Genomic DNA, 26,531 nt, shown 5'->3' with positions numbered 1-26,531 from the left:
GCCCTATGAGACCCTCCATGAAAAAAATCGACGAAGAAGCGCTTGCGGAAGCCTACAACCGCGCCCTCGCCCTCGAGAAGTCCGGCGATTTCGACGCAGCGGCGAAAGCCTATGCGGAAGTCCTGGCACTCGACCCGGAGGATCACGGCGGCGCCGCCGTACGCCTGGCCTCGATGGGCCGTGGCGAGACCCCGGAAAAGGCGCCGGACGCCTATGTCACCACGCTCTTCGATCAGCATGCCGAAGTGTTCGAGGACGTGCTCGTGGAGCAACTCGGCTATGCGGTGCCAGTCCTCGTGCGCCAGCGCCTGCAGGCGCTCGGCCTTGGTCCCTTCAAGCGGATGCTCGATCTCGGTTGCGGCACGGGACTCACCGGCGGCACCCTACGCGACATGGCTGACGATATCACCGGCATTGACCTGTCGGAAAACATGGTCGAGGCCGCCCATGAAAAGGATCTCTACGAGACACTCTATGTCGCCGAGGCCGTCGATTTCCTGGACGACAACGACGACGAAGCGTTCGACCTGATTACCGCCACCGACGTCCTGCCCTATCTGGGTGCGCTTGAGCCGCTGTTCTTCGGCGCCGCCGACAATCTCCTGCCCGACGGCCTCTTCATCTTCTCCTCCGAGACGCTGCCAGCCGATGTCCTTGCCGGCCGCAGTTTCATAGTCGGTCCGCACCAGCGCTTCGCCCATGCCGAGGAATATGTTCGCCAGCGGCTGGCGGCGACCGGGTTCGAGGTTGTCGAGCTGACCGACATCACCGTGCGGATGGAAGAAGGCCAGCCGATTGCCGGGCATCTTGTCGTGGCGAAGTACAATGGCGAAAGCTGATTGCGCAACTCTGCGTTACCATCCGGTTCGTAGACACTTTTCGTGGAGAACCATACGCTCGCGCAGACATCTTCGTATAGGACCACCGCGCGATGGAAGCTGCAACCGATACGTTGAGTCCGGCAAGGCGCGCGCACGGCTGTCCCAATTGAACACCGGCGCCTGATCCCACGACCGGACGATCCTCTCTCCTCCCGGCACTCGCTTTTCACGGCTCCCTCCCCGCGCCTGCACGCGTACTTTCGCCGATGATCGGTTTCCGATACATCACGGATAGCTACAGAGGAGAATCCAGCATGGCAAATGTCGCGTTCATCGGCCTCGGCGTTATGGGCTACCCCATGGCGGGCCATCTCAAGGTCAAGGGCGGCCACGACGTCACCGTCTACAATCGCACCTTCGCCAAGGCCGAGAAGTGGGCGGCGCAGTTCGGCGGCAAGGCAGCACCCACACCTGCGGCGGCGGCCGAAGGCGCTGATTTCGTCTTCGTCTGTGTCGGCAACGACGACGACCTGCGCTCCGTTACCATAGGTAAGGACGGCGCACTCGCCGGCATGAAGTCCGGTGCGATCCTGGTCGACAACACGACCGCTTCGGCAGAGGTCGCCCGCGAGCTTCACGAGGCAGCCAAGGCTCGCGGCTGCGGCTTTGTCGACGCACCTGTCTCCGGCGGCCAGGCGGGAGCAGAGAACGGCGTGCTGACCGTCATGTGCGGCGGCGACCAGGCGACCTTCGATAAGGCAAGGCCGGTCATCGACGCCTATGCCCGCATGGTCGGCCTGATGGGTCCCGCCGGCGCCGGCCAGCTCACCAAGATGATCAACCAGATCTGCATTGCCGGCCTCGTGCAGGGGCTCGCCGAGGGTATCCATTTCGGCAAGCGGGCCGGCCTTGACATCGAGAAGGTGGTCGAGGTGATCTCCAAGGGCGCCGCCGGCTCCTGGCAGATGGAAAACCGCCACAAGACGATGAATGAAGGCAAGTACGACTTCGGCTTCGCCGTCGACTGGATGCGCAAGGACCTCGGCATCGTGCTCGCCGAGGCTCGGCGCAACGGCGCCAAGCTGCCGGTCACCGCCATCGTCGACCAGTTCTACGGCGACGTACAGGACATGGGCGGCAGCCGCTGGGATACCTCCTCTTTGCTCGCCCGGCTCGAGCGCAAGTGACAGACAGCTTGTGACTTTCGACCCACCCCAGGGTCGGAACGATCACCCCGCCCACTCGGGATCGGCGGTGAATGCAATCGTCAGCCAGCGATTGTCGACGTCGCCGCCGATCGCGTCCCCGATCGCGTCGCGGATGCGATCCCACTCCTCGATCGTCCTGGCCGGCTGGTTCGGCGGCACGATGAAGTAAAGCTCAATCTCCCGCGACCGCCCGACCCTTGCGACATAGGCACGGTAGGACAGGAAGCCTAGCCGTTTCACTGTCTCTGCGGCCACGCGGTCAACATGCTTCTGTAGATCCGGCGGCGCCATCAGGAGGATGTCGGCCAGCGCCTGCTGTACGGTACTGATCGGCAACGGAATGATCACCAGACAGATGAGGGCCAGGACAGCCGGGTCGATATAGGGAGCGATCCAGCCATATTGCGTGCCCTCGATGGCATATCCGATGACGAAGGCGATCAGTAATGCCGCCGTAATCCCACCAGACATCAGCCATGCTTTGACGTCGAGGGACACGAAATCCGAACGCAAGGTCCGGTTGGCGCGCCATCCGATGAGCGCCATGGCGGCGCAGGCGGCAAGCGTTACGACCGCATAGGCGATCGCAAAGCCGAACTCCAGGTCCCGCCCACCGGCAAGGATGCTGAAAATCGCATTGATGAAGGCATAGATCGAAACGGTGATCAGCAGCGCGCCGTTCACCCCGAGCACCATCGGCTCGAGATGCCAGAACCCCATTGTGAAGCGCCTTGCAAACCGGCCTGTGGGCGCCACCCCTTGCGACGACTTCAAGATCAGGCTGGAAACCCAGAGCGCCAGCACCGTCATGCCTGCATCCGCCAGTGCGTAGACCCCGTCGAACGCGATCGAGAACGATCCTGACAGCAACCCGAACCCGATCCCGAAGGCGGCCACGACGACCGTGACCGCGATCGATGTGCGCAAAACGCCTTGCTCGGTACGCATCGCCATCCTCCCCGTTGCCGCTCGGTGATGGATTTTCGGCCCCGCTTGGGATCACTCCCGCTCGCGCCCCTGGACAACTCGATCAGTCGTCGGCCGATTTGCTGTCCACCATCATGTAGTCGAGCGGAAGTTCGGTCGTGTACTTGATCTGCTCCATCGCGAAGCTCGAGGAAACGTCGCGGATCTCGATGCGGGCGATCAGCCTCTTGTAGAACGCGTCGTAGGCGGCGATGTCGGGAACCACGACACGCAGCAGATAGTCCACATCGCCGCTCATGCGGTAGAACTCCACCACTTCGGGGAAATCGACCACCACTTCCGAGAAGCGCTTCAGCCATTCCGTCGAGTGAACGCTCGTGCGGATCGAAACAAAAACTGTGACCTTGGTATTGACCTTGACGGGATCGAGGAGCGCCACACGACGGCGGATGACGCCGTCCTCTTCCATCTTCTGGATACGGCGCCAGCAAGGCGTCGTGGACAGGCCGACCTTCTTCGCAAGATCCGCCACGGCAAGTGTCGAATCTTCCTGCAGCAGGCGCAGTATCTTGCGGTCGAGGCGATCCATGGATGCTTCCCTTTTGAAACGAATTTTCTATTAAGACGACTCTCGTGGCGAAAGAAAGAACCATTTTTTAAACGATTAAGGTTTTCACCCGCTTTCGGAGTTCCGGAAGCAATTCCTCCGCAAACCATGGATTGCGCTTCAACCAGCCGGTGTTGCGCCAGCTCGGATGGGGGAGCGGCAGCACCGGTGGCCCCTCGTTGCGGGCCAGAAAGCGTCGCCACGCCATCACGGTCTCGGTCATCGACTTACCTCGCAATGCCCCCAGGTGCCATCTTTGCGCATACTGGCCGACCGCCAGCACAAGCTCGATCTGCGGCATCGCCGCCAGCACCTTCGTCCGCCATTGCGGCGCACATTCCCGCCTCGGCGGCAGGTCGCTGCCCTTGTCGTCGTAACCGGGAAAGCAGAACCCCATGGGCACGATCGCAAAGAGGCTTCGGTCGTAGAACTGGTCGCGGTCCACTTGCAACCAGTCGCGCAGGCGGTCGCCGGAAGCATCGTTGAATGGCAGGCCGGTCTCGTGCACGCGCAAGCCCGGTGCCTGCCCGGCAATCAGGATCCTCGCGGTCTCGGAGAGGACGGCCACGGGCCTTGGTTCGTGCGGAAGACGGAACTGTGAACCACCCAGCGGCTGGTCACGGCAAATGCGGCAGGCTGCAATCGACGCTCTCAATGCCTCGATTTCCGCCAGATGTTCCTCCGTAACTGGCCCCGCCATAGCAAAGGCTCCTGTCAATCCAGACCGATCAGCCGCAGCACCATCGTCAAGTATCCTCCGTCTGCCTCGTGGGGCTCCTCTTGCGGCCGGCCGTGCTGGCGGCGCCATTCCTGCGGCCGCTCGAATGTTCCGCTCCAGAGCCCCTTGCGCTCCGCCCGCGCGAGGGCCTCCGCACCCTCGTAGTCGCCGTAGGAAACCGCAAGACCATCGCGCACCATGCGCTCGCCCAAATCATCCTCGCCGGCCCGGCAACGCGCCAGCGTCCGATTGTATCGATCTGTTCCTTTGAAGTTGCAGGTGATAGCGCCGCGGCGAATCAACTCGGCCAGGTGCGAGCGCGCAGCAGCGCCGCAATACCACTCCGTGTCATCCCTTCGGCAGGGCTGCGCGAGTTCCGGCGCATCCATCCCCGAAAGTCTGATGCGGCGTCCGCTCATCGTCAGCGTATCACCGTCGGCCGCGCGTGCTGTTCCGCTGAACAGGTCGGTGCCTGCGGGATCATCCAGCCGTGCAGCCACCAGAACCATCAATGCCAGAATGGCGGCCGCGACAACAAGGTCGCGCCACTTCATGCCCTTTAGCACCAGAACCGCCCTCAACATCGTATATACCCGAGGCGTGCCCGGGCCGGCCTACATGCCGCATTTTGCCATACCGCCACGGCCTCAGGCCAATTCCGGCGCATCATTCGCCGATACCTGCGAAATGGTTCGCAAATTGCTAATGCCCGGCAGCATCTTCTTAAGAATTCCGCCCTATTCTTCGGTCGTGATCACAACTTTCGCGTAGCTCATGGGTCCCGGCGTCAGCACCACGACCGACAAGATCATTGTCGACAAATCGCGCAGCCATCGAAACAAGGCTGTCTCGCGGGCCGTCCGCGCAACACGCGAACGGCTGCAGACGAGCAATGGCACCTCGCCTGCATTCGAGCGCGAAATGCTGCTGCTCTATATCGACACCGTGCTGCACGGTGCACTCATGATGCCGCTCTTGATCTTCGTGATCGTCGGCCTCGGCCTCCATCTGACCCGCAACCCCGAATACATTGCCTGGGGCATTCTGGCGCTCAGCCTGCATGCCATCGGCGTTCTGCTCGCCAAACATGTGCGACGGAAGGGCCTCGTTCCGGAGGAAGTCCGGCGCTGGCAACGGTACTTTCTTTTGGCGCAGATCCTGATGGGCATCGCCTGGGCCGGATTCGCCTTGCAGGACTGCGACGCCTGCACCGGCAATGCCTTCGATTTCTATAAGGGCACTGCCCTGCTCATCGCACTGTGCGTCACGACGATGAGCGCATTGATGCTTCGCAACGCCATCCTCTACGCTTTTATGCCGACGGTCGTGGTGCTCGTCGTCTCTGCCGCTCGCGAACCCGACCCGATTGTCGTCGGGATGGTGACCATTGTCTCGGTCGCACTCATCTTCCTCACCTTCATCACGCAGCGGCTGCGCCAGACCAGCACACAGCTGCTGTCGTTCCAGTCCGAGAAGGACGACCTGATTGCCGAACTGGAGGTGGCGAAATCCATGTCGGACGAGGCCCGCCGCCGCGCGGAGGAAGCAAATCTCGCAAAATCGCGTTTCCTGGCCTCGATGTCCCATGAACTGCGCACGCCGCTGAACGCCATTCTCGGCTTTTCCGAGGTCATGTCCACCGAGGTGCTCGGACCGCTGAACAATCCGATCTACAAGGAATACACCGCCGACATCCACAACTCGGGCAAGCATCTGCTCAACCTGATCAACGAGATCCTCGATCTCTCCCGTATCGAGGCGGGCAAATACGATCTGACGGAAGAGGCGATCCAACTCGTGGAAATCTGCGAAGACTGCATCGGCATGGTGCAACTGCGCGCCCGCACCAAGAATATCACCATCACCGACCAGTTCGAAAGCGACATGCCCGACGTCTGGGCGGACGAAAAGGCGATGCGGCAGGTCGTGTTGAACCTTCTGTCCAATGCCGTGAAATTCACCTCGCAGGGCGGCGAGATCAGCGTGAAGGTCGGCTGGACCGCTGGCGGCGGCCAGTACATCGCCATCCGCGACAACGGTCCGGGCATTGCCGAAGAGGAGATTCCGGTCGTGCTTTCGGCCTTCGGACAGGGGGCAATCGCCATCAAGAGCGCCGAGCAGGGTACCGGACTTGGCCTGCCGATCGTTCAGGCCATCCTTGCCAAGCACAACGGCGAGTTCATCCTGAAGTCAAAGCTGCGCGAAGGCACCGAGGCCATCGCCATCCTCCCCGCCAAGCGCGTCCTGCAGAGCCTGCCGCCCGTCGCGGAAATCACGGCCGTCGCCCCGCGCCGCAGGAGCTTCGCCTGAACGGGCGAACGCGCAAATCCGCAGACCGTTACCCCGACTGATCGGATCACAAATACGTTCCGTCGATTGCGCAGGTATTCAGAAAACGTTGGAAAAGACGACATAGGCCGCATAGACGGCATTCGCCACGATCAGGCAGAAGACGGCGAACGAGCCGAGATCCTTCGCATGCTTGCCCATCTGGGAGATTTCCGGCGACACCCGGTCGACGATCTCCTCGATTGCCGTGTTGATCGCCTCGAAGGCCATCATCAGCAGAAAAAGGATCGCCATCGCCACATACTGGAAGACGGTCGCGCCAACGAGAAAGAACACGCCCATCATGACGGCAAAGGCGATCAGCTCGTGCCGGAAGGCCGCTTCGCCGAGCAGGCGCCGCGCACCGCCGAGCGAGTAGGTGGCCGCGGCAAAGAGGTGCCTCAGTCCCTTCTCCTTTTTCACCGGGCTCGGGTCGATCCTGCCTTCAGCCATGCTCATCGTTCTTCTCTCGTCGCGCGATTGCGGCCGCGCACGCCCACGTGGTGACATCATGCCAGCAAAGCGCAAAGAAAGCATTGCGGACGGAATGGATTGGCCCTTATTGAGCCCCGATGGCGGAAACGTGGCCGCAAAGACAGATCAACAGGCCCGCATCCCGTGCTGCGAACCTGTTGATCGATGTCTGCGAACCACTACTGCCGGGAACCCCTCGAGTACCCGGCGTCTATTCCTTGTTGCTGACACCAGCCTGAACGAAGGTCGCCATGCCCGAGTGGCAGGCGGCTGCGGCCTTGACGATGCCCGCTGCCAATGCCGCGCCGGTGCCCTCACCAAGCCGCATGCCGAGCGCCAGCAGCGGGGTCTTGCCGAGCTTCTCGATCGCACGCATGTGGCCCGGCTCGGCCGAAACGTGGCCGATCAGGCAGTGGTCGAGTGCGGAGGGATTGGCGGCCTTCAGGATGGCGCCGGCGCAGGTCGAGACATAACCGTCAAGGATCACCGGGATCTTCTGCATGCGCGCGGCGAGGATCGCGCCTGTCATTGCAGCGATTTCGCGGCCACCGAGACGGCGGAGCACTTCCAGCGGGTCGGACAGGTGATCTTTGTGCAGCGCGACCGCTTTTTCGACTGCAGCGATCTTGCGCTGCAGCACCTCGCCCTCCGAGCCGGTCCCCGGCCCTACCCAGTCGGCGGCGGTGCCGCCATAGAGCGCCAGGTTGATCGCCGCTGCAATCGTCGTATTGCCGATGCCCATTTCGCCGATGCAGAGCAGGTCCGTACCACCGGCCACCGCCTCCATGCCGAAGGCCATGGTCGCAGCACAGTCGCGTTCGGAGAGTGCCGCCTCCTCGGTGATGTCGCCCGTCGGATAGTCGAGCGCGAGGTCGAACACCTTCAGCCCGAGGTCATGGGCGATGCAGATCTGGTTGATCGCTGCCCCGCCGGCAGCGAAGTTCTCCACCATCTGCGCGGTCACGGACGGTGGGTATGGCGTAATGCCGTGCTTCGTCACCCCGTGATTGCCGGCAAAGACCGCGACGAGCGGTCGCGTGACGGCCGGAGGCCGACCGGTCCAGGCGGCAAGCCAGAAGGCGATCTCCTCCAGCCGGCCGAGTGCACCTGGGGGCTTTGTCAGCTGGGAGTCGCGTTCGCGCGCCGCCACCAGCGTCGCCGAATCCGGCCCAGGCAGATTGCGCAGCAATTCACGGAAATCATCGAACGGCAGTCCGCTGGCACTCATCTTGAAGAATTCCTTTTCAGCATCCAAGGGATGGTCAGACGCCTCTATTAGAGATCGCAAACGAGTCCGACAACCGCATTTGCGGCGGTTCATGTCGTCGCAGGCTCGTTAAGGCTGGCAAGTTGCGCAGTAGTATTGCACAACTGTGCATGGCCGCCCGTTGCGGCGGCCTCGACGCGGAGATGTTCTGCGTTCACCCCGTACACTCGCGCACTAGAGGCAAGCAGGTGGATATCCGCGAATACATCGACGACGTGGCCCGCTCCGTGGCCTTCCTGTCCCGCATCCGCGTACCGCAGCGCCACTTCGACGGTCACGACGGCCGCCTGAACCGCACGGTCCGGGCGTTTCCCGTCGCCGGCCTCCTCATCGTTCTGCCTGCAGCCGCACTGCTTTCGATCCTCGAGGCCCTGGGTGCCGCCTCCCTCTTCGCCGCCTTTCTGGTCCTTGCAGTACAGACACTCCTGACCGGCGCGCTGCACGAGGACGGACTTTCGGATGCCGCCGACGGTCTCGGCGGTGGGCGCGACCGCGACAGCGCTCTTACCATCATGAAGGACAGCCGGGTCGGCTCCTACGGCGTCGTCGCGCTCATCCTCTCCTTCGGGCTCCGGACGTCCGCACTGGCCGGCATCATCCCCCTGCTGTCGCCGATCGGTGCGGCCATGGTGCTGCTCGCCGTCGCGGCCGCAAGCCGGGCCGCCATGGTCTGGCACTGGTCGACGCTCCCCCCGGCGCGCAAGGATGGGGTCGCCGCATCGGCCGGCCAGCCTGATCCGAGCGCCGTGCAGGCGGCCCTCCTCTCCGGTGCTGCCATTGCGGTGCTGTTCCTCCTGCCGAACGCCCCCCTGCTGACGATCGCGTCCGTGGCGCTGGCGATCTTTGCCGCCGTGTTCGCCTTCACCGACGTCGTGCGTGACAAGATCGGCGGCAACACCGGCGATACGATCGGGGCAACGGAACAGGTTGCGGAAATCGCCGCACTCTGCGCCCTTGCGCTGGCCCTTTGATCTGCCGATATAGAAAAGCATACGTTTGGAGACCCGATGGAATCGCCTTGCATCCTCGTCTGTTCGATCGATGACGTAACCGGCTACTGCTTCGGCTGCGGCCGCACCCGCGACGAGATCGGCGCCTGGACTCTCTATAGCTCCGACGAGCGTCGCGTGATCATGGCAGCCCTGCCCGCCAGACTCGCCACCGTCGAACGAAAGCCCCGCCGGGAAACCCGGCGTTCGCGCATGGCGCGGGAGCGCGGTGAGGCATGAGATTCTGGATCCTTCTCGCCATTCTGGGCTTCGGCCTGGTGATGCTTCTCTGGAACCATCAGACCGGCCGCACCTTCGGTCTCCCCAATGACGATTTCGGCCAGCTCGTTCAGCTCGGCGCGATCGGCGCGCTGATTGCGACCGGGTTTCTCGCCAGCCGCGGGCGTCTTAGCCAGAACCTGCGCAACGCGGCGCTGTGGCTGTTGATCGCACTGCTCTTCGTTGCCGGATACGTCTACCGGGATGACCTGCAATCGATCGCGGGACGGATGACCGCCGGTCTTATTCCCGGACGTGCGGTGGTTACGACCGATTCCTCCGGCGAACAGTTCCTCGTGTTGCACAAGATGGGCAACGGCCACTTTCAGGTCCAGGCCGAGATAGACGGCCGCAGCATCGGCATGCTCGTGGATACCGGCGCCAGTTCGGTCGTCCTCTCCTACGCCGATGCCGAACAACTGGGTCTCCAGCCGGAAACGCTCGACTTCAATCTGATGGTCTCGACCGCGAACGGCACGAGCGTCGCGGCTCCCGTCCGCCTCGAAAGTCTAGCAATCGGTCCGATCGAGCGGCGGAACGTCCGCGCCATGGTCGCAGGCCCCGGCAAGCTCGACCAGAGCCTGCTTGGCATGACGTTCCTCGGCACGCTCGGCTCCGTTGAAATCCGCGGCGACGAGTTGCGTCTGCGGGACTGACACAAGCCCGCGGGCGCGCTAGCCTTCCTAGGCGACCAGTCGCGAAGAGCGGATCGATGCGGCAGTCGATTGACGCCCCCCAGTCTTGAACTGACCCACGAGTCCAAACAGCGATTCGGCCTCGTCCGCCAGCCCGCTGCTGGCGACTGCCGACTCTTCCACCATGGCGACGTTTCGCTGCGTGCCCTGGTCGATCGAGCCGACAGCTTCATTAATCTGCTGCAGGCTCAGCGACTGCTCCCGTGTCGCCTCGACGATCGCTCCGACATTCTCGTGCACGCGCAGGACCTGGGCGGCGATCTTTTCCAGTGCTTCGCCGGTCTGGCCGACCAAAGAAACTCCATCGCGCACCTGCCGCCCGGATTCACTGATCAGCACCTTGATCTCTTTCGCCGCGACGGCCGCGCGCTGTGCAAGCTCCCTCACCTCCTGCGCAACCACGGCGAAGCCCTTGCCCGCTTCACCTGCCCGGGCCGCTTCCACGCCGGCGTTAAGCGCCAACAGGTTCGTCTGGAAGGCGATCACGTCTATCACGCCGATGAAGCCGGCGATCTGCGACGACGAGGCCTCGATCTTCGAGATTGCCTCCACCGTGCGCCGGACGACGTCTGCCGATGCGTCGGCGCTGCGCTTTGCGTTCCCCACCAGTGCACCCGCCTCGGCCGCCAGCGCAGCCGACTCGTTGACTGTGACGGTGATTTCGTTGACGGCCGAAGCCGTCTCCTCGACGGCCGCCGCCTGATGTTCAAGTTGACGCGCCAATCCTTCGGACGTGACCTTGATTTCATTGGAACCGGAGGCCATGACCGCCGCATTCTCGGCAATCGTCTGCATTGCCGCACTCAACCGTCCCAGCGACGTATTGAAATCCGTCCTCAGCTTGTCGAGTGCCGGAGTGAAGGGAGTGTCGAGCGTTTGCTCAAGATTTCCTTCGGCCAGCCGGTGCAGGCCGCTGCCAAGTTCCTGGACTGCGCGAACGCGCTCACTGACATCAGTCGCGAACTTCACGACCTTGAAGACATTGCCGTTCATGTCGAATATCGGATTGTAGGACGCCTGAATGTGGACCTTCCGGCCGCCCTTGCCGACACGGGTGAACTCACTAGCCACGAATTCGCCGGCCGCCAGGTTCCGCCAAAATTGCGCATATTCCGGGGTCGCAACGAATGTCGGGTCGCAGAACATCGAATGGTGGCGTCCTTCGATCTCCGAGAGGCCATAACCGAGTGCGGCGAGAAAGTTCGCGTTGGCGGTCAGAATATGGCCGTCCGGCGTGAATTCGATTGTCGCCTGCACACGTGAGATCGCGTCGAGCTTTCCAGCATCCTCGGCGCTTTTTAGCTTCGTTGCTGTGATATCCGTCGCGAACTTCACTACCTTGTAGGGTGTCGTGCCCCGAAACACCGGATTGTACGATGCTTCGATCCATACCTCGCGTCCGCCCTTGCCAATCCGCTTGTATTGCTGCCTGTCGAACTCACCCCGGGCGAGGCGCTGCCAGAAGGCAGCATACTCTGCGCTGCCCGCTTCCTGCGGCGGCACGAACATCCGGTGATGTTGCCCGACGATTTCGGAAAGCTGATAGCCGAGCGCATCGCAGAAGTTCTTGTTGGCCGCGAGAATTTTGCCGGTCAGGTCGAATTCGATGATCGCCTGCGAACGGTTCATCGCATGAAGGATCGCCTTCGCGTCCGACCCGAGGCCGAAGGATAGCAACGACATGAAAATTGCTCCAAATGTCCATTAATTAGTGGCGCCGGACGACAGGCCCATGGCTGCCGACCGGCGTTTTTTTGACAATTGCCAATTAATCTGGAGCAAAGTTGTATAAATTCGATTAAATACGCAACCCGGCGCAATCATTCAAAGCTAGTTCTTCAGTTTGTATCCCGTCCGGAAGATCCAGGCCGTGATCGCGAGGCAGGTTGCGAGGAAGCCCAGCACGATGGCAAGGCTCAGCACCGGATTGACATCGGCGATCTCGAAGAAGCTCCAGCGGAATCCCGACACGAGATAGAGTACCGGGTTGAAATGGCTGACCGCCTGCCAGAACGGCGGCAACATGTCGATCGAGTAGAAGCTGCCGCCAAGGAAAACGAGCGGTGGGATCACCAGCATCGGGATCAGGTTCAGCTGTTCGAAATCCTTCGCCCAGATGCCGATCATGAAGCCGAACAAACTGAAGCTGACCGCCGTCAGCACGAAAAACAACACCATCATGAACGGGTGAGCAATTGTGATGTCGACAAACAGCGACGCCGTGGCAAGGATGATCGTGCCGACGATCAGCCCCTTGGTGGCCGCTGCACCGACATAACCGATGACGATTTCGACCATCGAGATCGGCGCGGAGAGGATTTCGTAGATCGTGCCGGTGAATTTTGGGAAATAGATGCCGAAGGAGCCGTTGCCGATACACTGGCTGAGAAGCGTCAGCATGATCAGGCCGGGCGCGATGAAAGCGCCGTAGGGCACGCCGCCGACCTCCTGCACGCGCGAACCGATCGCCGCCCCGAAAACGATGAAGTAGAGTGAGGTAGACACAACGGGTGAGACAATGCTTTGCAGCAGCGTGCGGCGGGTTCGCGCCATCTCGAACCGGTAGATCGACTTGATCGCCTCGAAATTCATTTCGCCTCTCCCACCAGTTCGACGAAGATGTCTTCGAGCGAACTCTGCTCGGTCACCACGTCCTTCAGCCGCAAGCCCTCGGCCGCAAGCGCCGCCAGCAGCCCGGTGATGCCCGTCCGCTCGCCCGCCGAGTCGTAGTCATAGACCAGCGTATGCCCGTCGCCGCCAAGCGCGAGATTGTAGTGCGACAGCGCCTCGGGCACTGCCGCCACCGGCTCGGCGAGTTCCACCGTCAGCTTCTTGCGCCCGAGCTTCTGCATCAGCGCCGCCTTGTCCTCGACCAGCAGAATCTCGCCCTTGTTGATCACGCCGATCCGGTCAGCGATCTCCTCGGCCTCCTCGATATAGTGCGTGGTCAGGATAATGGTGACGCCGGTGGCGCGCAGCCGTTCCACGAGCTGCCACATGTCCTTGCGCAGGCTGACGTCGACACCTGCCGTCGGCTCGTCAAGGAAGAGAATTTTCGGCTCGTAGGACAGCGCCTTGGCGATCAGCACGCGCCGTCGCATGCCGCCGGAGAGCTGGCGCAGCATGCTGTCCTTCTTGTCCCACAGCGAGAGATCGCGGAGGATGCGCTCGATCAGCGCCGGGTCCGGCTTCTTGCCATGCAGGCCGCGCGAAAAGGCGACCGTGTTGAACACCGTCTCGAAGGCGTCGAGCGTCAATTCCTGCGGCACGAGCCCGATGATCTCGCGCGTCATGCGAAACTCGCGGATCACGTCGTGGCCGGCGACCGTCACGCGGCCGCTCGTCGGCGTGACGATGCCGCAGACGATCGAAATCATCGTCGTCTTGCCCGCGCCGTTCGGCCCCAGCAGCGCCAGGATCTCACCCTCCGCGATGTCGAGGCTGACACCTTTCAGCGCTTGGAAGCCGGATGCGTAGCTCTTGGTGAGATTTTCGATGCGAACAATGGGCGCCATGAATCGGTCCGTTGGACAGGTGGTTCGATGGAGGGACCCGCAATATGGTCCTCCCGGCCGGCACTTTCATCCCTTTCCAGCGGAAAAGGCAATCTCAGGCGTAGATGCTGTAGAGAAAGCGGGCGCCGACGAAGAGCAGGAAGATACCGAATCCCATCTCCAGATGCCGTTTGCTCATCGCGTGCGCCATCTTCACGCCATAGGGCGTGACAACAAGTGCGATCGGGATGATCAGGGCCACGGCAATCCAGTTGATGAATCCGGTCGAAAGCGGCGGCAGACCGGGGTCGCCCCACCCGGCCCAGATGTAGCCGAAGATGCCAGGGATCGAGATCAGCACGCCGACGCCGGAGGATGTCGCCACCGCCTGATGAATCGGCCGGCCGTACATCGTCATGAAGGTGTTGTTCAGCACACCGCCGCCGATGCCCATCAGGCCGGACAGCGTGCCGATGATGACGCCGGCAATCCATTTCCACGGATTGGGCGGCAGATCCTTTCCAAGCCGCCAGTGCGGCTGGTCGAACAGCATGCGTGCGGCAACCCCAAGCGAAATAACGACGAAGATCAGCCGCAGCCCGACACTTGAGATCATCGCCGCAATCACCGAGGCGAGAATCGCGCCCAGCGGCAGCGCGACGATCCAGCCCTTGAGCAGGTCCATGTCGACCGCACCGCGCTTGCGGTGGGCGGTGAACGAACGCAGCGACGTCGGCACGATGATGGCGATCGAGGTGCCGACCGACAGGTGCATCCGCACTGCTTCAGGCACATCGAGATAACCGAACACCTGGTAGAAAACCGGAACGAGGATCGCCCCGCCGCCAATGCCGAAGATGCCCGCCAGCAGGCCGGAAACAACGCCCGCGGCTGCAAGTGCCAGGGCGAAGACGACGAGATCAGTGACGGGCGGCATGACGGCTCCTGATGTCTGAAATTCGACCCCGAAGGTCGAGTCGCAAGGACGCCGTAACTCTCATTAATCGGTGACGGATATCAATTGCCGGATTTCCCTACCCGTCACCCGCGCATCTCCCGTCACGCGCCGGCTCGTCACCTCACAGGCTGCAATGCCGGTATCCCGACTTGCGCATGCGCAAGTCGAAATGAAAGTGATCCTTGTGGAAGCGGTCGCTGCCGGGGCCGAGCACTGTCGTGAAGTACTTGCAGCTGTCGGTGCGCACCGCTTTCAGCAGTCCCTTTTCGCGGAAGGCGAAGAACCCCTTCTTGCGGATCAGGATCTCCTTGCCGTTGTTGAGAACGATCTTGCCGACGTCGATCGCATTACCCTTGGCATGCTCCGACATGGCCGCACCCTTCTGCGAATTCATCGTCCGGCACGAATAGGAGGACATCTGGTGGATGGATCGGACACCGGAGAGGTAGCGCATGCGGGCCGACGGCGCGAGCTCGTTCTTCACCCACTTGGCGAAGGCCTCGGTGATCTGGCAGTTGACCTGCGCAGCCGGCCTGATCTGAATGCCGCCGGAGAGGCTCTGCAGTTCGATCGGATAGGGAATGCCGCAGGACCGCCCCTTGGAAATCGTCGGTATCTCGCGAAATTTCACCCCGAGCCGCTGCAGCCGCTGGCGGCAGGCCTTTTCCGAAGCCGGCATTCCTCCATGGGATTCGGGAACGGCCATCGGGTCGTTGAAGCGTGGGATGAAGGCAACCTGTTGCTCTTCATCGACCGGGGCACCTTTCGCCGGCGCGGACCGTCCGACCTCATCAGCCGCTTCCGTCATCGGCACCGACCCCGGCATGGGCATCGGCTGCCCGACCTGTTGCGGCGCTTCCGTTCCGATGCCGTCGACGACGACCTGGGTGGCGTTCCCCTCGGCGATCTCTTCCGCCTGCGCTTCAGCCAGTCCCTGCACCGGCTGCACGCCGAGGCCGGCGTCCATATTCACGCCATCCTCCGGAACCCGCAACACGCCACCTGCAGCCGACGCCTGCACAACTCCATCCGCGCCAAGCGCTTCGTCGCTGTCGATCATCGGCAATTGCCGTGCAGCCTGAGACGCCACCGGGGGCTCTCCGACACCGGAAGTTTGGACACCACCAAAACTCTCCGTGTTTCCGCTGGTGGTCGTCAGCGGCATGTCGGCCGCGGGATAGGCGGCAACCGAGTTGGGATCGGCACGCATACCGCTTCCGACATTCCGGCTCGGCTTGATCGCATTGACCGTGCTGTCACCGTCGATGCCGACGGACGGGCCTAGGTCACCGGAACATCCGGCGAGGGAAATCGCGATCAGAAGGACGATCGGTTTCCGGGAGAAGAAGGCAGACGCAATACTCATCACCGTTCCCGTTTGACTGTCCCGGCATGGTGCGATGCCCTTGTGTCCGCTTTCGGGAGAAATTCTGTGAACGAACACCGGCAGAGCTATGCCTCTGCAACACAAGCAAAGTTTAGGTCGGCAAGGTAAATGAAGGGTTTCGTCTCGCCCCGCCGGATCTGTAGCCGAGGCGTCCATGAATGCAAAAAGCCCCGGCGCGAACGCCGGGGCAAACCCTCTCCGATCGTCTTTTTATTGTGTCAGGCAGCCCGCGCCCGGCGCGCTGCCGGCTCGGCGGAAAGCTGGAAGCTCTGCAGCAACGCCTTCAGCTGGTTGCTTTCCTGCGTCAGCGTCTGGCCGGCAGCGTTGGTTTCCTCCACCATCGCCGCGTTCTGCTGCGTCATCTGGTCCATCTGGTTGACGGCGGTGTTGACCTCGGCAAGCCCGACGGCCTGCTCGCGTGCGGCCGTCGCGATGGACTGCACCTCGTCGTTCACCTGATTGACCAGCAGTTCGATCTCGCTGAGGGCCTCACCGGTTGAGCGCACGAGCGCCACGCCGTTGCCGACCTCCATCGCGGAATTGCTGATCAGCCCCTTGATCTCCTTCGCCGCATTGGCGGAGCGTTGCGCAAGCTCGCGCACCTCCTGCGCGACGACCGCAAAGCCCCTGCCCGCCTCGCCGGCCCGAGCCGCTTCCACACCCGCGTTCAGCGCCAGAAGGTTTGTCTGGAAAGCGATCTCGTCGATCACCCCGATGATCTGGCCGATCCGGTTCGAGGCCTCCTCGATCCGGCCCATGGCCGAGACGGCATCGCGGACGATCGCGCCCGAGCGGTCGGCGCTCTCCCTTGTCTGGGCGACCATCCGGCTGGCCTCCCCGGCGCGCTCGGACGCGCTGCGGACGGCGGCGGTGATCTCATCGAGTGCGGCTGCCGTCTCCTCGAGCGAGGCAGCCTGCTGCTCCGTGCGGAGGGAGAGATTGTTGGCGGCTTCCGCAATCCCGCCCGCACTGCCATGCACGACGTCTGTGGAATGGGCGATCGCGCCGATCACGCCATCGAGCGCCTGCGCCGCCTGATTGAAGTCGTCCCGGAGCTTCGCATATTCCGGTGAGATAGTATCGATCGTGGCGGAAAGGTCGCCGCGGGCAAGGCGCTCCAGTGCCGCGCCAACCGTTCCCATCGCATCGGCCTGTGTCTGACTGACCGCTCTTTGACGACGCTCGCCTTCGCTGCGTTCCGCGTCCAGGTGCCGTTGCTGCTCGCCTTCCCGCACGCGCAGTTCGGCCCGTTCGCGAACGGAATCGCGCAGGACGGAAACCACCTTCGCCATGTCGCCGATCTCGTCGCGACGCTCCGTTTCCGGGACTTCGCCGGAGACATCTTCCTCCGCAATCGCTTCCATCGAGGTCTTCAGGCGCGCGATCGGGCGGACCACGCTGCGGACGATGGCGAAAGCGACGAGCACGATCGCCACGGCGCCGAGCGCGAGCATGCCCGCCATCGAGACCGCATTGCTGCGGAACATGGCTGCAAGGTCATCCGCATAGACGCCCGTACCGACCACCCAGCCCCAGGGGGCGAAGCCCGCAACATGCGAGTACTTCAGAACCGGCTCCTCGGCGCCTGGCTTCGGCCAGTAGTAGTCGACGAAGCCTTCCCCCTGCGTCTTCGCAACTTGGGCAAATTCGCGGAAGATGAACTTGCCGGTCGGGTCCTTCATTCCGGACTGATCGGTGTTATCGAGTTCCGGCTTGATCGGATGCATCACGATGCCGGCATTGAGATCGTTGATCCAGAAGTAGCCGTTGCCCTCGTAGCGCAACGCCCGTACCGCATCCTTGGCCCGCGCCTGCGCCTCGTCCTTGGTCAAGGCACCGGACACTTCAAGGCCGTGATAGTACTCGAACAGTTTTACGAGGTTTTCATCCATGGCGCGCAGCTTCGACTTGCGCTCGGTCACCATGGAATCCTGATAATGAAAAAGGCTGTAGATCGAAACGGCTGAGAACACGGCTAGCGCCAGTCCTACAAGCAGGTACAATCTCGCGGATATTCTCAATCTATTCACAATTGCCCCTCACCTTTTTTTGGCGTCTGCCAGCTTGGGGAAATTTCCGTCGGAATTCGTTAAATTAGGATAAACTAACAATTGTCAGGTGCGGCATCGGTCGCGGCTCTTTCCGTCCTCCTACTCCAAGCCTTTTGTCCAGCTTTCACCCGGCGCGTCACCGCCTGGACAAACTGAAAGCCGTTTCAGGTCGCGCAGCTGAACAAGGCCGCCACCCAGGGAGAAGAGGAGAAAACATTGTAAAATCAGTATGTTTTTTGCTGCTTAGTATCATCGTCGTCCCTGTGGGAAGGGCGACACGCGAATGCGGTTTGCCGGCCGGAGGCGCCGGGCCCACCGCCACCGATCAACATGAAGTTCTTGTTCAGGCGCAAAGTCACGAAGTGGATGCGACCTGAAGACTGCGACTAAAGTTCTATAATTTCACGGTCGCCGCGCCGGCAGCACGCGGCTTCTCGGATAAAAAATCGGAAACTGGCGAGCAAACCGATTCCGATAGCCCGACTTGTGCGCTAAAGGGTTGAGTCTGAAAAGGGAGAGATAGTCAGCAATGACCGATACCGTGTCGCCGCAGGGCCAATTGACACTCCGTACTCTCGCCATGCCTGGCGATGCAAACGCCGCCGGCGACATCTTCGGCGGGTGGGTCATGTCGCAGATGGACCTGGCCGCAGGCATTCGCGCCGCCGAACGGGCGCACGGCCGCGTCGTCACCCGAGCCGTGAAGGAAATGGCGTTCAACCTGCCGGTGAAGATCGGCGACACGATCAATGTCTTCACGGAGATCACCGCCGTCGGCAAGACGTCGATCACGCTCCTCGTCGAAGCCTGGGCGCGGCGCTACCTGACCGGTGAACTGCACAAGGTGACAGCCGCCACCTTCATCATGGTCGCGCTTGACCACGGGGGGCATCCGACCCCGGTGCCGGCCGAATAAGCCATCCAGCCGCTTTCTGGCACTAGCCGCGCAGATAGCTTGCGGACGTATCGAGCGACAGTCCGGGAAAGATCCCGCTACTGATGGCTTTGGCCGATATGCCGAACTGCTGATAAAGCATTGCCGCCGCCAACTGGCGCAGGTCCGTCGTCGGCGCCAGGTCGCGATCGTCCAGCAGGCTGCCCTCCCTCAGCGTCGGCCAGGCGCCGTGCACCTTGCCGCCGGAAACGGCACCGCCGGCGAGGATTGCCAGTCCGCCCGTCCCATGGTCGGTTCCACCGGAACCGTTTTCTCGCGCCGTACGGCCGAATTCGGTAATTGCGATGATGGCCGTCTTTCGCCAGATGTCAGGCGTCAAGTTTGCCTTGAGCGTCAGGATCGCGGTGCACAGCTCCGTTACCGGCCCTTTGAAAGTCTTGTCCTGCCCAACATGCGTGTCCCATCCGTTGATGGAAAAGCTTGCAATTCGATGCTCTCCCGAGAGCATGCCGGCCGCTAGTTTCGCCACATCGGCAATGCCCGCCCCCCGCTTCGCACCCGCATAGATACCATCGGAGAACATGTCGGTCGCAACCGCTTCGCTCATGGCGGCGGCGAAAACGGGATCGTTGCGGTAGAGCCGCTCGAAGAAGGCCTGCTCATCGAGTCCGAGGTTCAGATCGGCGCGCGGCGACCAAACATCGACCGGGTTGGGGCCGGTCAGAATGAGTTCGGACGTTGTATTGACGTCGATCGCCCTGCGCTCCGAGCGACGCGGAATGCTGGCGATGGCTCGGTTCAGCCAGCCGGTCCGCTCCTCCTGCACGACGGTACCACCGCTCTCAAGCATGTCCTGCCCGTCGAAATGGCTGCGGCCGGCGCGGTATGGCGTCGAGATGGCGTGAACGAAGCCGATTTCACGCGACCGCCAGAGCGGCATCAGCGCTTCAGCGAAAGGGTGCAACCCGAAATGACCGTCGAGGTCGACCAGACCCTGCTCCGGTGTAAGCGAGAGCTGCGGGCGCAGGACGCGAAGCGCGGGGTCGCCATACGGCTGAACCAGCGCCAACCCGTCCATCGCGCCGCGCAGCACGATCGTCACCAACCTGTTGTCGCCGGGCACCGCAGCAAAGCTCACGGGCGTCACCAGCGGCGAAGCGGCGAGGCAACAGGCGCCCCCAAGGAAGGCACGGCGGCTCAGTTCGGTCGTCATCGTCTCTTCTCCGTCCGCGCGCGTTCAGAAATGAAATTATTACAGCATTTTCAACAACATAATATGACAGCTCAGGTGCTCGAGCTTACGGTTCCTAGCGCCTATTGAACTCAGGCGAAGCCAGCACGAGAGCCAAACCCGACTCCTTGCTCGGCGCGCCGGCTACGAGCTGAATGGTGTCATCGCGGGCCGCATCGGCCAGCACGTTCGTCAGCAGTACACGCGGGTCTCGCGACCCGCCGAACTGCGCCACGAGTCGCCGGATCCATGCGATTCTCTGTGTCAACTGGCTGGCTGTCACCCAAACGGAAAAGCTTTCGTCCCACCCTGCGGGACTTGGGGGCCGCCAGAGCGGCTGTCCGAGGTTCCCCAGTGCGCCGACGGTCAACGGATTGGCGCGGATCGGAACTTTGCCATCCTCGGTCGGGGCGGCGACCATGCCGATTTCACCCGCTGCAGTCATGGTGGGAGGGCTCATCATGTCAACAGCCCCTTCGGTAAGGACTACCTCGCCCGCATTCCGCACCGGCTGCATTGCCCCGTCCGCGGATGGCGCATTGCCGACCTTGGCCGGAAGCGGCGCCAATGCCTCCATAGGAACATCGAACGCACGTAGTCCGGCGACGACGAAATCGAAGGGTTGGCGCGCCTTCTGCCCGTCCTGTTCCCAACTGCGCGGATGCTCCAGCAGCGCCCGATACACATCCACGAGATTTCCGTCGCTGCTTTCCCACGCCACCTCCATGGCTTGCACGATCTTTTCGGGCGGATCGTCGGCGACAAAATGGGCGACCAGCTTGCGGCATATGTGTGTGCGCGTTTCCGCCCTTCCTGCCAGATCGGCAAGCAGCGCGTTCACGTCATCGATGCTGCGGACTTCACCGCCGTAGTCGCGCCCGAGCACGTGGTGGATGCCTGGCTCTGCCCGATCCTGGCGATATCTTGTTTCGAATGTCCAGGATTTGTAGTTGAGACCCGTCAACACGTAGGCAGCCGCACGCACGTCGTCCTGCGTATAGCCACTACCAGCACCCATGGTATGCAGTTCGATCAGTTCGCGGGCGAGATTTTCGTTGAGCCCCCTGCCCTTCTCCTTTCCAAACGGCGAGTTTGGTCCAACCGACTTGGACTGGTCGAGGTAGGCGAGCATCGCGGGATGCAATGCTGCGGCGCGAAGCAGTTGTTCGAACGGCCCGGCCAGGTTGGGTCGCACCGCTTCGGCCTCGTAAAGCCCCACGAGTATGCGCATGCTGCTCGCCTTGGCGGCGCTGATGGCGAAGTGGTCGCACCAGAAGGAGGCGAGCCGTTCGAAGAAGCCGTTCGGCGATGCAACGGCGTGCTGGACTTTCAGGTGCTGGTCGCGCAACAGCGCTGCCGTCAGGCCTATTCGGAAGGGATCCACCGACCGGTCACCCACTTTTCGGACTGTGCCGTTCTTGCGTGCCTCCCGTTGAGCCTCGGCGAGCCCGCGAAATTGCTCGAAGCTGGCGCGCCGGCCAGCAATGCCGTCATAGGGAAACGGGCAGACCTCCCCGACCCCTCGCACGACCTGTTGGATCAGGTCGTCTACATCGCGGGATGGGGTCTCTCCCGGCTTCAGACCGTAGCCAAACCGGCGCGCCGCCATTGTGCCAAAGGAAATGCTCATCGGCCCTCACCAGTCGCCAGTCTTTCTATTCCGGAAATGCGATCTTTTTGCAGCCGCCGTCCTCAGGCCTTGAACACGAAGGCCGCGCCGGCAGCGATCAGCGTAAAGCCGATCAGGTGGTTCCAAGTCAGGCTTTCCTTGAGCCAGAACACCGAGAAGCCGGCAAAGATGACGAGCGTGATCACCTCCTGGATCGTCTTCAGCTGCGCGGCCGAATAGACCTGATGCCCGATCCGGTTCGCGGGCACGGCCAGGCAATACTCGAAGAAGGCGATCCCCCAGCTTATGAGCACGACGAGATAAAGCGGCGAGGACTTGACCTTCAAATGCCCATACCAGGCGAAGGTCATGAAGACGTTGGACAGGCAGAGGAGCACAATCGGCCAGACGGCCGCGGGATTCAAAGCAAAGGGCATCGGCAATTCCTTGTTTGGCACAGAGCCCTTCCTTAAAACGCCGAACCACCCCGTCAAGCCGTTTACGGCTCGCCGGGCGGCCGTGCTGGTTCCGCCGCCTGCGACCTGTCCCGGCCCAGACCAAACCACCGGAGAAGCCCCACCTCTCCAGCAGGAAGTACATCACGGCACCAGAACAACTCCCGCAACCGTACCGAGCAAGGTCTGAACGGGGAGTGAACCGATGCCCGGCTACTTGCGCGGCGGAATTCGTTTCCCTTTTGTACTCCTTCCCCCTTCCCTTTCAGCCTGACTCTCTCCATATTCGCCGCATGGCCAAATCGACGAAGAAATCCCCCGCCCCTGATGGCTTCGAGGAAGCCCCGCAATCGTCCTTCGAAGGCGCGCCGCTCTCCGGCTCCGTCTCCGACTGGGTGAAGCAACTAGAAGCCGACGCCGAGGCCTCGACGATGGAAAGCCAGCGCGAGATCGCCTCGAAGGCCGGCAAGCACCGCAAGAAGGTGGAGAACGCCGCCCGCCAGCATTCGGAAAAGGTGGCGCTGGAGAAATCCACCGGTGGCAGCAAGCAGACCGCCGACGGCGTGACCGCCCAGAAAACCTCCCGCGGAGTCTCGATCGGCGCCTCGTCCGATCCAAAAACCCGTGCCGCCGCCGGCCTAAACCCGGTCGCCGGGCTCGACGTCTCTCTAGAGGACGCCTCCTCGCTCAACGCCGGCTCCGCCGTCACCGCCACCGTCGAGGCGCTCTCCAAGCTGATCGAATCCGGCAACCCGCTGCACAAGAACGGCGAGATCTGGACGCCGCACCGGCCGGCCCGGCCGGAAAAGTCGGAGGGCGGCATCGAGATCCGCATGGTCTCCGACTACCAGCCCGCCGGCGACCAGCCGACCGCGATCAACGACCTCGTCGAGGGCCTGAACAGCGGCGAGCGCAGCCAGGTGCTGCTCGGCGTCACCGGCTCGGGAAAAACCTTCACCATGGCCAAGGTGATCGAGGCGACGCAGCGCCCGGCGCTGATCCTCGCGCCGAACAAGACACTCGCCGCGCAGCTCTATTCCGAGTTCAAGAACTTTTTTCCGGACAACGCGGTCGAGTACTTCGTCTCCTACTACGACTACTACCAGCCCGAGGCCTATGTGCCGCGCTCGGACACCTATATCGAGAAGGATTCCTCGATCAACGAGCAGATCGACCGGATGCGCCACGCCGCCACCCGCGCCATCCTCGAGCGCGACGACTGCATCATCGTCGCCTCGGTCTCCTGCATCTACGGTATCGGCTCGGTCGAGACCTATACCGCCATGACCTTCCAGATGAGCGTCGGCGACCGGCTCGACCAGCGCCAGCTGCTCGCCGACCTCGTCGCCCAGCAGTACAAGCGCCAGGACATCAATTTCGTCCGCGGCTCTTTTCGCGTCCGCGGCGACACCATCGAGATTTTCCCGGCCCACCTTGAGGACGCCGCCTGGCGCATCAGCATGTTCGGCGACGAGATCGACGCGATCACCGAGTTCGACCCGCTGACCGGCCAGAAGACCGGCGACCTGAAGTCGGTAAAAATCTACGCCAACTCGCACTACGTCACGCCGCGCCCGACGCTGAACGCCGCCATCAAGTCGATCAAGGAGGAGCTAAAATTCCGCCTGGAGGAGCTGGAGAAGGCCGGCCGCCTGCTCGAAGCCCAGCGGCTCGAGCAGCGCACCCGCTACGACCTGGAGATGCTGGAGGCGACCGGCTCCTGCGCCGGCATCGAGAACTATTCGCGCTACCTCACCGGCCGCAAGCCGGGCGAACCGCCGCCGACGATGTTCGAATACATCCCCGACAACGCGCTGGTCTTCATCGACGAGAGCCACGTCACCATCCCGCAGATCGGCGCCATGTACCGCGGCGACTTCCGCCGCAAGGCGACGCTGGCCGAATACGGCTTCCGCCTGCCCTCCTGCATGGACAACCGCCCGCTGCGCTTCGAGGAATGGGACGCGATGCGCCCGGACACGATTTCCGTCTCCGCCACCCCCGGCGGCTGGGAGATGGAAGAGGCCGGCGGCGTCTTCGCCGAACAGGTGATCCGCCCGACCGGCCTGATCGACCCGCCGGTGGAAGTCCGCTCGGCAAAAACCCAGGTCGACGACGTCCTGGGCGAGATCCGCGAGACCGCGCAGGCCGGCTACCGCACCCTCGTCACCGTGCTGACCAAGCGCATGGCCGAGGACCTCACCGAATACCTGCACGAGCAGGGCGTGCGCGTGCGCTACATGCACAGTGACATCGACACGCTGGAGCGCATCGAGATCATCCGCGACCTGCGGCTCGGCGCCTTCGACGTCCTCGTCGGCATCAACCTGTTGCGCGAGGGCCTCGACATTCCCGAATGCGGCTTCGTCGCCATCCTCGACGCCGACAAGGAAGGGTTTTTGCGCTCGGAAACCTCGCTGATCCAGACGATCGGCCGCGCGGCGCGAAACGTCGACGGCAAGGTGATCCTCTATGCCGACCAGATCACCGGCTCGATGCAGCGGGCGATGGAGGAGACCACCCGCCGCCGCGAAAAGCAGATGGCCTACAATGCCGAAAACGGCATCACGCCGGAATCGGTGAAGGCAAAAATCTCCGACATCCTCGACTCCGTCTACGAGCGCGACCACGTCCGCGCCGACATTTCCGGCGTCGGCGGCAAAGGCTTTGCCGAGGAAGGCCACCTCGTCGGCAACAACCTGCAGGCCCATCTCGACGCGCTGGAAAAGGCGATGCGCGACGCCGCCGCCGACCTCGATTTCGAAAAGGCCGCCCGCATCCGCGACGAGATCAAACGCCTCAAGGCCGCCGAACTGGCGGTGATGGACGACCCGATGGCACGGGAAGAGGCGCGGAGCCAGGAAGGCGGCAAGAGGAAATCCGGCGTCAACCGCGAGTCGATCTCCCCCCCTGTGGGGGAGATGGCCGGCAGGCCAGAGGGGGGTACTTTCCCCTCGGGCGCCGAAGCTTCACCCCCCTCTGCCCCTCTCGGGGCATCTCCCCCACAAGGGGGGAGATCGGATAGCTACTTCGCCAAGCCCTCACTCGACGCCATGGGCCCGGGCACCGATACGGAAGTCCCGACCGGCCAGTCCCTCTTCCGCAAGAACACCCTCGACGAAATGACCGTCGGCCGCACCGAAAAGCCAGTGACCGGCACGATCCCGGAAAAACCTGACGCAGCGAAGGGCACGAAGCGCTCCGGGGTCCCCGCCAGCGACGACGTAAGGAGGAGCTTACGGGCGGGGCAGACCGAGAGCGTCCCCGCCAGCGACGACGTCAGACCCGTCGTCCGCGGCAAGGTCGGCGTCGGCTCCTACGAGGACCCGGCCGAGCAATCGCGCAAGGCAAGGACGAAGGGCAAAACGGGGCGACCGGGGCGGTAGCCCCCCGACAGGCGGCGGACCGGGACGAGAGATCCCGCACGCCGCCCCCTTTTCTTCCGTCATGCCGGACTTGATCCGGCATCCAGCGCGCGATGTCCATCGCGCGAAAGACTCTTCCATCTGAGAACCGGAGAATTCATTCACGGTGCAGACGCGCCGTGGCTGGATGCCGGATCAAGTCCGGCATGACGGAGATGTATAGCCGCCGTCACAACCCCACCTTGCCGTAAAGTGAAACTACCGCCATCATCGCCGCATGAAGGGCTACGTCTACATCCTGGCTTCGCGCCGCAACGGCACGCTCTACACCGGCGTGACCACCGACCTGCCGCGCCGCCTCTACGAGCACCAGAACAACCTGACGCCCGGCTTCACCACCCGCTACGGCGTCAAGACACTGATCTGGTTCGATGAACACGACCTCGTCACCGACGCCATCGCCCGCGAAAAAGCCATCAAGGACTGGCCACGCCGATGGAAACTCGACCTGATCGAGGCAGCCAACCCCGACTGGACCGACATCGCCCACCATTTGCACGGACTGTGATGCAACCAGCGGCGCCTTTTCCCTATATCCCGCCTCCCTCTCTCCCGTCATGCCGGACTTGATCCGGCATCCAGCCGCCGCGCGTCCGCGCGGTGAATGACTCCCAAACTCAAATCCTACGTAATTTCGGCCACTTCTTCCGCGCGATGGACATCGCGCGCTGGATGCCGGATCAAGTCTGGCATGACGGAAAAGTTGGTGTCAC

Annotated in this window: 24 protein-coding genes; 9 read left to right on the top strand and 15 right to left on the bottom strand. The window is 62.7% G+C overall.

Annotation, left to right across the window (positions count from 1 at the left end; all coding sequences use genetic code 11):
- The first annotated feature begins 5 nt into the window (after positions 1 to 5).
- A complete protein-coding gene (locus IB238_RS06135) occupies positions 6 to 839 on the top strand; it encodes a methyltransferase (RefSeq protein WP_192244486.1) in 834 nt (277 codons plus the stop codon).
- Between the two features lie 296 nt (positions 840 to 1,135).
- Positions 1,136 to 2,008 carry an NAD(P)-dependent oxidoreductase gene (locus tag IB238_RS06130; RefSeq protein WP_192244484.1) on the top strand — a complete coding sequence of 291 codons (873 nt, stop codon included), beginning with the start codon at positions 1,136 to 1,138 and terminating at the stop codon, positions 2,006 to 2,008.
- 42 nt (positions 2,009 to 2,050) lie between these two features.
- Here the strand turns inward: IB238_RS06130 and IB238_RS06125 are convergent, their stop codons facing one another.
- The 4 genes from IB238_RS06125 to IB238_RS06110 all read right to left on the bottom strand — a co-directional run bounded on the left by IB238_RS06125 (position 2,051) and on the right by IB238_RS06110 (position 4,865).
- Complete coding sequence (locus tag IB238_RS06125) at positions 2,051 to 2,977, bottom strand: cation transporter (RefSeq protein ID WP_192244482.1); 927 nt, start codon at positions 2,975 to 2,977, stop codon at positions 2,051 to 2,053.
- A gap of 82 nt (positions 2,978 to 3,059) precedes the next feature.
- Complete coding sequence (locus IB238_RS06120) at positions 3,060 to 3,545, bottom strand: Lrp/AsnC family transcriptional regulator (RefSeq protein WP_192244481.1); 486 nt, start codon at positions 3,543 to 3,545, stop codon at positions 3,060 to 3,062.
- Between the two features lie 67 nt (positions 3,546 to 3,612).
- Complete coding sequence (locus tag IB238_RS06115) at positions 3,613 to 4,263, bottom strand: uracil-DNA glycosylase family protein (RefSeq protein ID WP_192244479.1); 651 nt, start codon at positions 4,261 to 4,263, stop codon at positions 3,613 to 3,615.
- Positions 4,264 to 4,277: 14 nt separating this feature from the next.
- Positions 4,278 to 4,865: a thermonuclease family protein gene (locus tag IB238_RS06110; RefSeq protein ID WP_192244477.1), complete on the bottom strand. Its 588-nt coding sequence runs from the start codon at positions 4,863 to 4,865 to the stop codon at positions 4,278 to 4,280.
- Between the two features lie 190 nt (positions 4,866 to 5,055).
- Here IB238_RS06110 and IB238_RS06105 point away from each other — a divergent pair, with 190 nt between their 5' ends.
- Complete coding sequence (locus IB238_RS06105; RefSeq protein ID WP_192244476.1) at positions 5,056 to 6,591, top strand: HAMP domain-containing sensor histidine kinase; 1,536 nt, start codon at positions 5,056 to 5,058, stop codon at positions 6,589 to 6,591.
- Between the two features lie 78 nt (positions 6,592 to 6,669).
- On the opposite strand, the gene IB238_RS06100 is transcribed toward IB238_RS06105, so the two are convergent.
- Together IB238_RS06100 and cobT are read right to left on the bottom strand one after the other, a co-directional pair.
- Positions 6,670 to 7,068 (bottom strand): diacylglycerol kinase, encoded by a 399-nt coding sequence (locus tag IB238_RS06100; protein WP_192244474.1) that lies wholly within the window; start codon positions 7,066 to 7,068, stop codon positions 6,670 to 6,672.
- Between the two features lie 226 nt (positions 7,069 to 7,294).
- The gene (cobT, locus tag IB238_RS06095; RefSeq protein ID WP_192244472.1) at positions 7,295 to 8,311 is read right to left on the bottom strand and encodes a nicotinate-nucleotide--dimethylbenzimidazole phosphoribosyltransferase; all 1,017 of its coding nucleotides are present in this window, start codon (positions 8,309 to 8,311) and stop codon (positions 7,295 to 7,297) included.
- Between the two features lie 182 nt (positions 8,312 to 8,493).
- Here cobT and IB238_RS06090 point away from each other — a divergent pair, with 182 nt between their 5' ends.
- From IB238_RS06090 to IB238_RS06080, 3 genes are read left to right on the top strand one after another with little or no spacing between them, the layout of a single operon-like run.
- Positions 8,494 to 9,321: an adenosylcobinamide-GDP ribazoletransferase gene (locus tag IB238_RS06090; RefSeq protein WP_192247419.1), complete on the top strand. Its 828-nt coding sequence runs from the start codon at positions 8,494 to 8,496 to the stop codon at positions 9,319 to 9,321.
- A 36-nt stretch (positions 9,322 to 9,357) separates the two neighbouring features.
- Positions 9,358 to 9,579 (top strand): DUF1289 domain-containing protein, encoded by a 222-nt coding sequence (locus IB238_RS06085; RefSeq protein WP_192244470.1) that lies wholly within the window; start codon positions 9,358 to 9,360, stop codon positions 9,577 to 9,579.
- Entirely contained in the window at positions 9,576 to 10,274 is a 699-nt protein-coding gene (locus tag IB238_RS06080) for a TIGR02281 family clan AA aspartic protease (RefSeq protein ID WP_192244468.1), read from the top strand. Before IB238_RS06085 ends, IB238_RS06080 begins: the two co-directional genes overlap by 4 nt.
- A gap of 27 nt (positions 10,275 to 10,301) precedes the next feature.
- Here IB238_RS06080 and IB238_RS06075 read toward each other — a convergent pair whose 3' ends face one another.
- The 6 genes from IB238_RS06075 to IB238_RS06050 all read right to left on the bottom strand — a co-directional run bounded on the left by IB238_RS06075 (position 10,302) and on the right by IB238_RS06050 (position 18,182).
- Complete coding sequence (locus tag IB238_RS06075) at positions 10,302 to 11,996, bottom strand: PAS domain-containing methyl-accepting chemotaxis protein (RefSeq protein ID WP_192244466.1); 1,695 nt, start codon at positions 11,994 to 11,996, stop codon at positions 10,302 to 10,304.
- 147 nt (positions 11,997 to 12,143) lie between these two features.
- Positions 12,144 to 12,905, bottom strand: a complete 762-nt coding sequence (locus tag IB238_RS06070) for an ABC transporter permease (protein ID WP_192244464.1) — start codon at positions 12,903 to 12,905, stop codon at positions 12,144 to 12,146.
- The gene (locus IB238_RS06065) at positions 12,902 to 13,828 is read right to left on the bottom strand and encodes an ABC transporter ATP-binding protein (RefSeq protein ID WP_192244462.1); all 927 of its coding nucleotides are present in this window, start codon (positions 13,826 to 13,828) and stop codon (positions 12,902 to 12,904) included. The genes IB238_RS06070 and IB238_RS06065 overlap by 4 nt, the downstream gene beginning before the upstream one ends.
- A 94-nt stretch (positions 13,829 to 13,922) precedes the next feature.
- Positions 13,923 to 14,744 (bottom strand): sulfite exporter TauE/SafE family protein, encoded by an 822-nt coding sequence (locus IB238_RS06060; RefSeq protein ID WP_192244460.1) that lies wholly within the window; start codon positions 14,742 to 14,744, stop codon positions 13,923 to 13,925.
- A gap of 142 nt (positions 14,745 to 14,886) precedes the next feature.
- A complete protein-coding gene (locus tag IB238_RS06055) occupies positions 14,887 to 16,131 on the bottom strand; it encodes an extensin family protein (protein ID WP_192244458.1) in 1,245 nt (414 codons plus the stop codon).
- A 239-nt stretch (positions 16,132 to 16,370) separates the two neighbouring features.
- Positions 16,371 to 18,182, bottom strand: coding sequence for a methyl-accepting chemotaxis protein (locus tag IB238_RS06050; RefSeq protein ID WP_192244456.1), 1,812 nt, complete (start codon positions 18,180 to 18,182; stop codon positions 16,371 to 16,373).
- A 550-nt stretch (positions 18,183 to 18,732) separates the two neighbouring features.
- On the opposite strand from IB238_RS06050, the gene IB238_RS06045 reads away from it, so the two are divergent.
- Positions 18,733 to 19,119 (top strand): acyl-CoA thioesterase, encoded by a 387-nt coding sequence (locus IB238_RS06045; protein ID WP_192244454.1) that lies wholly within the window; start codon positions 18,733 to 18,735, stop codon positions 19,117 to 19,119.
- Between the two features lie 22 nt (positions 19,120 to 19,141).
- Here the strand turns inward: IB238_RS06045 and IB238_RS06040 are convergent, their stop codons facing one another.
- The 3 genes from IB238_RS06040 to IB238_RS06030 all read right to left on the bottom strand — a co-directional run bounded on the left by IB238_RS06040 (position 19,142) and on the right by IB238_RS06030 (position 22,375).
- Positions 19,142 to 20,311, bottom strand: coding sequence for a DUF1501 domain-containing protein (locus tag IB238_RS06040; protein ID WP_192244452.1), 1,170 nt, complete (start codon positions 20,309 to 20,311; stop codon positions 19,142 to 19,144).
- 94 nt (positions 20,312 to 20,405) lie between these two features.
- Positions 20,406 to 21,959, bottom strand: a complete 1,554-nt coding sequence (locus tag IB238_RS06035) for a DUF1800 domain-containing protein (RefSeq protein ID WP_192244450.1) — start codon at positions 21,957 to 21,959, stop codon at positions 20,406 to 20,408.
- A gap of 62 nt (positions 21,960 to 22,021) precedes the next feature.
- Positions 22,022 to 22,375 (bottom strand): DMT family protein, encoded by a 354-nt coding sequence (locus IB238_RS06030; protein WP_192244448.1) that lies wholly within the window; start codon positions 22,373 to 22,375, stop codon positions 22,022 to 22,024.
- A 311-nt stretch (positions 22,376 to 22,686) separates the two neighbouring features.
- Here IB238_RS06030 and uvrB point away from each other — a divergent pair, with 311 nt between their 5' ends.
- Positions 22,687 to 25,779, top strand: coding sequence for an excinuclease ABC subunit UvrB (uvrB, locus tag IB238_RS06025; RefSeq protein WP_192244446.1), 3,093 nt, complete (start codon positions 22,687 to 22,689; stop codon positions 25,777 to 25,779).
- 256 nt (positions 25,780 to 26,035) lie between these two features.
- Positions 26,036 to 26,326 (top strand): GIY-YIG nuclease family protein, encoded by a 291-nt coding sequence (locus tag IB238_RS06020; protein WP_192244444.1) that lies wholly within the window; start codon positions 26,036 to 26,038, stop codon positions 26,324 to 26,326.
- The last annotated feature ends 205 nt before the right edge of the window (positions 26,327 to 26,531 follow it).

It is taken from the genome of Rhizobium sp. ARZ01, from assembly GCF_014851675.1.
Lineage (GTDB): Bacteria > Pseudomonadota > Alphaproteobacteria > Rhizobiales > Rhizobiaceae > Mycoplana.
Note: the sequence above shows the minus strand (reverse complement) of the source record. Positions and strands in the feature narration are given on the sequence as shown.

Bases quoted from the DNA above. Each gene is read 5' to 3' on its own strand.
- IB238_RS06035 (WP_192244450.1), bottom strand. From the start codon at position 21,959: ATGAGCATTTCCTTTGGCACAATGGCGGCGCGCCGGTTTGGCTACGGT.
- uvrB (WP_192244446.1), top strand. From the start codon at position 22,687: ATGGCCAAATCGACGAAGAAATCCCCCGCCCCTGATGGCTTCGAGGAA.
- IB238_RS06085 (WP_192244470.1), top strand. From the start codon at position 9,358: ATGGAATCGCCTTGCATCCTCGTCTGTTCGATCGATGACGTAACCGGC.
- IB238_RS06115 (WP_192244479.1), bottom strand. From the start codon at position 4,263: ATGGCGGGGCCAGTTACGGAGGAACATCTGGCGGAAATCGAGGCATTG.
- IB238_RS06135 (WP_192244486.1), top strand. From the start codon at position 6: ATGAGACCCTCCATGAAAAAAATCGACGAAGAAGCGCTTGCGGAAGCC.
- IB238_RS06120 (WP_192244481.1), bottom strand. From the start codon at position 3,545: ATGGATCGCCTCGACCGCAAGATACTGCGCCTGCTGCAGGAAGATTCG.
- cobT (WP_192244472.1), bottom strand. From the start codon at position 8,311: ATGAGTGCCAGCGGACTGCCGTTCGATGATTTCCGTGAATTGCTGCGC.
- IB238_RS06020 (WP_192244444.1), top strand. From the start codon at position 26,036: ATGAAGGGCTACGTCTACATCCTGGCTTCGCGCCGCAACGGCACGCTC.
- IB238_RS06065 (WP_192244462.1), bottom strand. From the start codon at position 13,828: ATGGCGCCCATTGTTCGCATCGAAAATCTCACCAAGAGCTACGCATCC.
- IB238_RS06030 (WP_192244448.1), bottom strand. From the start codon at position 22,375: ATGCCCTTTGCTTTGAATCCCGCGGCCGTCTGGCCGATTGTGCTCCTC.
- IB238_RS06080 (WP_192244468.1), top strand. From the start codon at position 9,576: ATGAGATTCTGGATCCTTCTCGCCATTCTGGGCTTCGGCCTGGTGATG.
- IB238_RS06045 (WP_192244454.1), top strand. From the start codon at position 18,733: ATGACCGATACCGTGTCGCCGCAGGGCCAATTGACACTCCGTACTCTC.
- IB238_RS06125 (WP_192244482.1), bottom strand. From the start codon at position 2,977: ATGCGTACCGAGCAAGGCGTTTTGCGCACATCGATCGCGGTCACGGTC.
- IB238_RS06105 (WP_192244476.1), top strand. From the start codon at position 5,056: ATGGGTCCCGGCGTCAGCACCACGACCGACAAGATCATTGTCGACAAA.
- IB238_RS06055 (WP_192244458.1), bottom strand. From the start codon at position 16,131: ATGAGTATTGCGTCTGCCTTCTTCTCCCGGAAACCGATCGTCCTTCTG.
- IB238_RS06110 (WP_192244477.1), bottom strand. From the start codon at position 4,865: ATGTTGAGGGCGGTTCTGGTGCTAAAGGGCATGAAGTGGCGCGACCTT.
- IB238_RS06040 (WP_192244452.1), bottom strand. From the start codon at position 20,311: ATGACGACCGAACTGAGCCGCCGTGCCTTCCTTGGGGGCGCCTGTTGC.
- IB238_RS06070 (WP_192244464.1), bottom strand. From the start codon at position 12,905: ATGAATTTCGAGGCGATCAAGTCGATCTACCGGTTCGAGATGGCGCGA.
- IB238_RS06100 (WP_192244474.1), bottom strand. From the start codon at position 7,068: ATGAGCATGGCTGAAGGCAGGATCGACCCGAGCCCGGTGAAAAAGGAG.
- IB238_RS06130 (WP_192244484.1), top strand. From the start codon at position 1,136: ATGGCAAATGTCGCGTTCATCGGCCTCGGCGTTATGGGCTACCCCATG.
- IB238_RS06060 (WP_192244460.1), bottom strand. From the start codon at position 14,744: ATGCCGCCCGTCACTGATCTCGTCGTCTTCGCCCTGGCACTTGCAGCC.
- IB238_RS06075 (WP_192244466.1), bottom strand. From the start codon at position 11,996: ATGTCGTTGCTATCCTTCGGCCTCGGGTCGGACGCGAAGGCGATCCTT.
- IB238_RS06090 (WP_192247419.1), top strand. From the start codon at position 8,494: ATGTTCTGCGTTCACCCCGTACACTCGCGCACTAGAGGCAAGCAGGTG.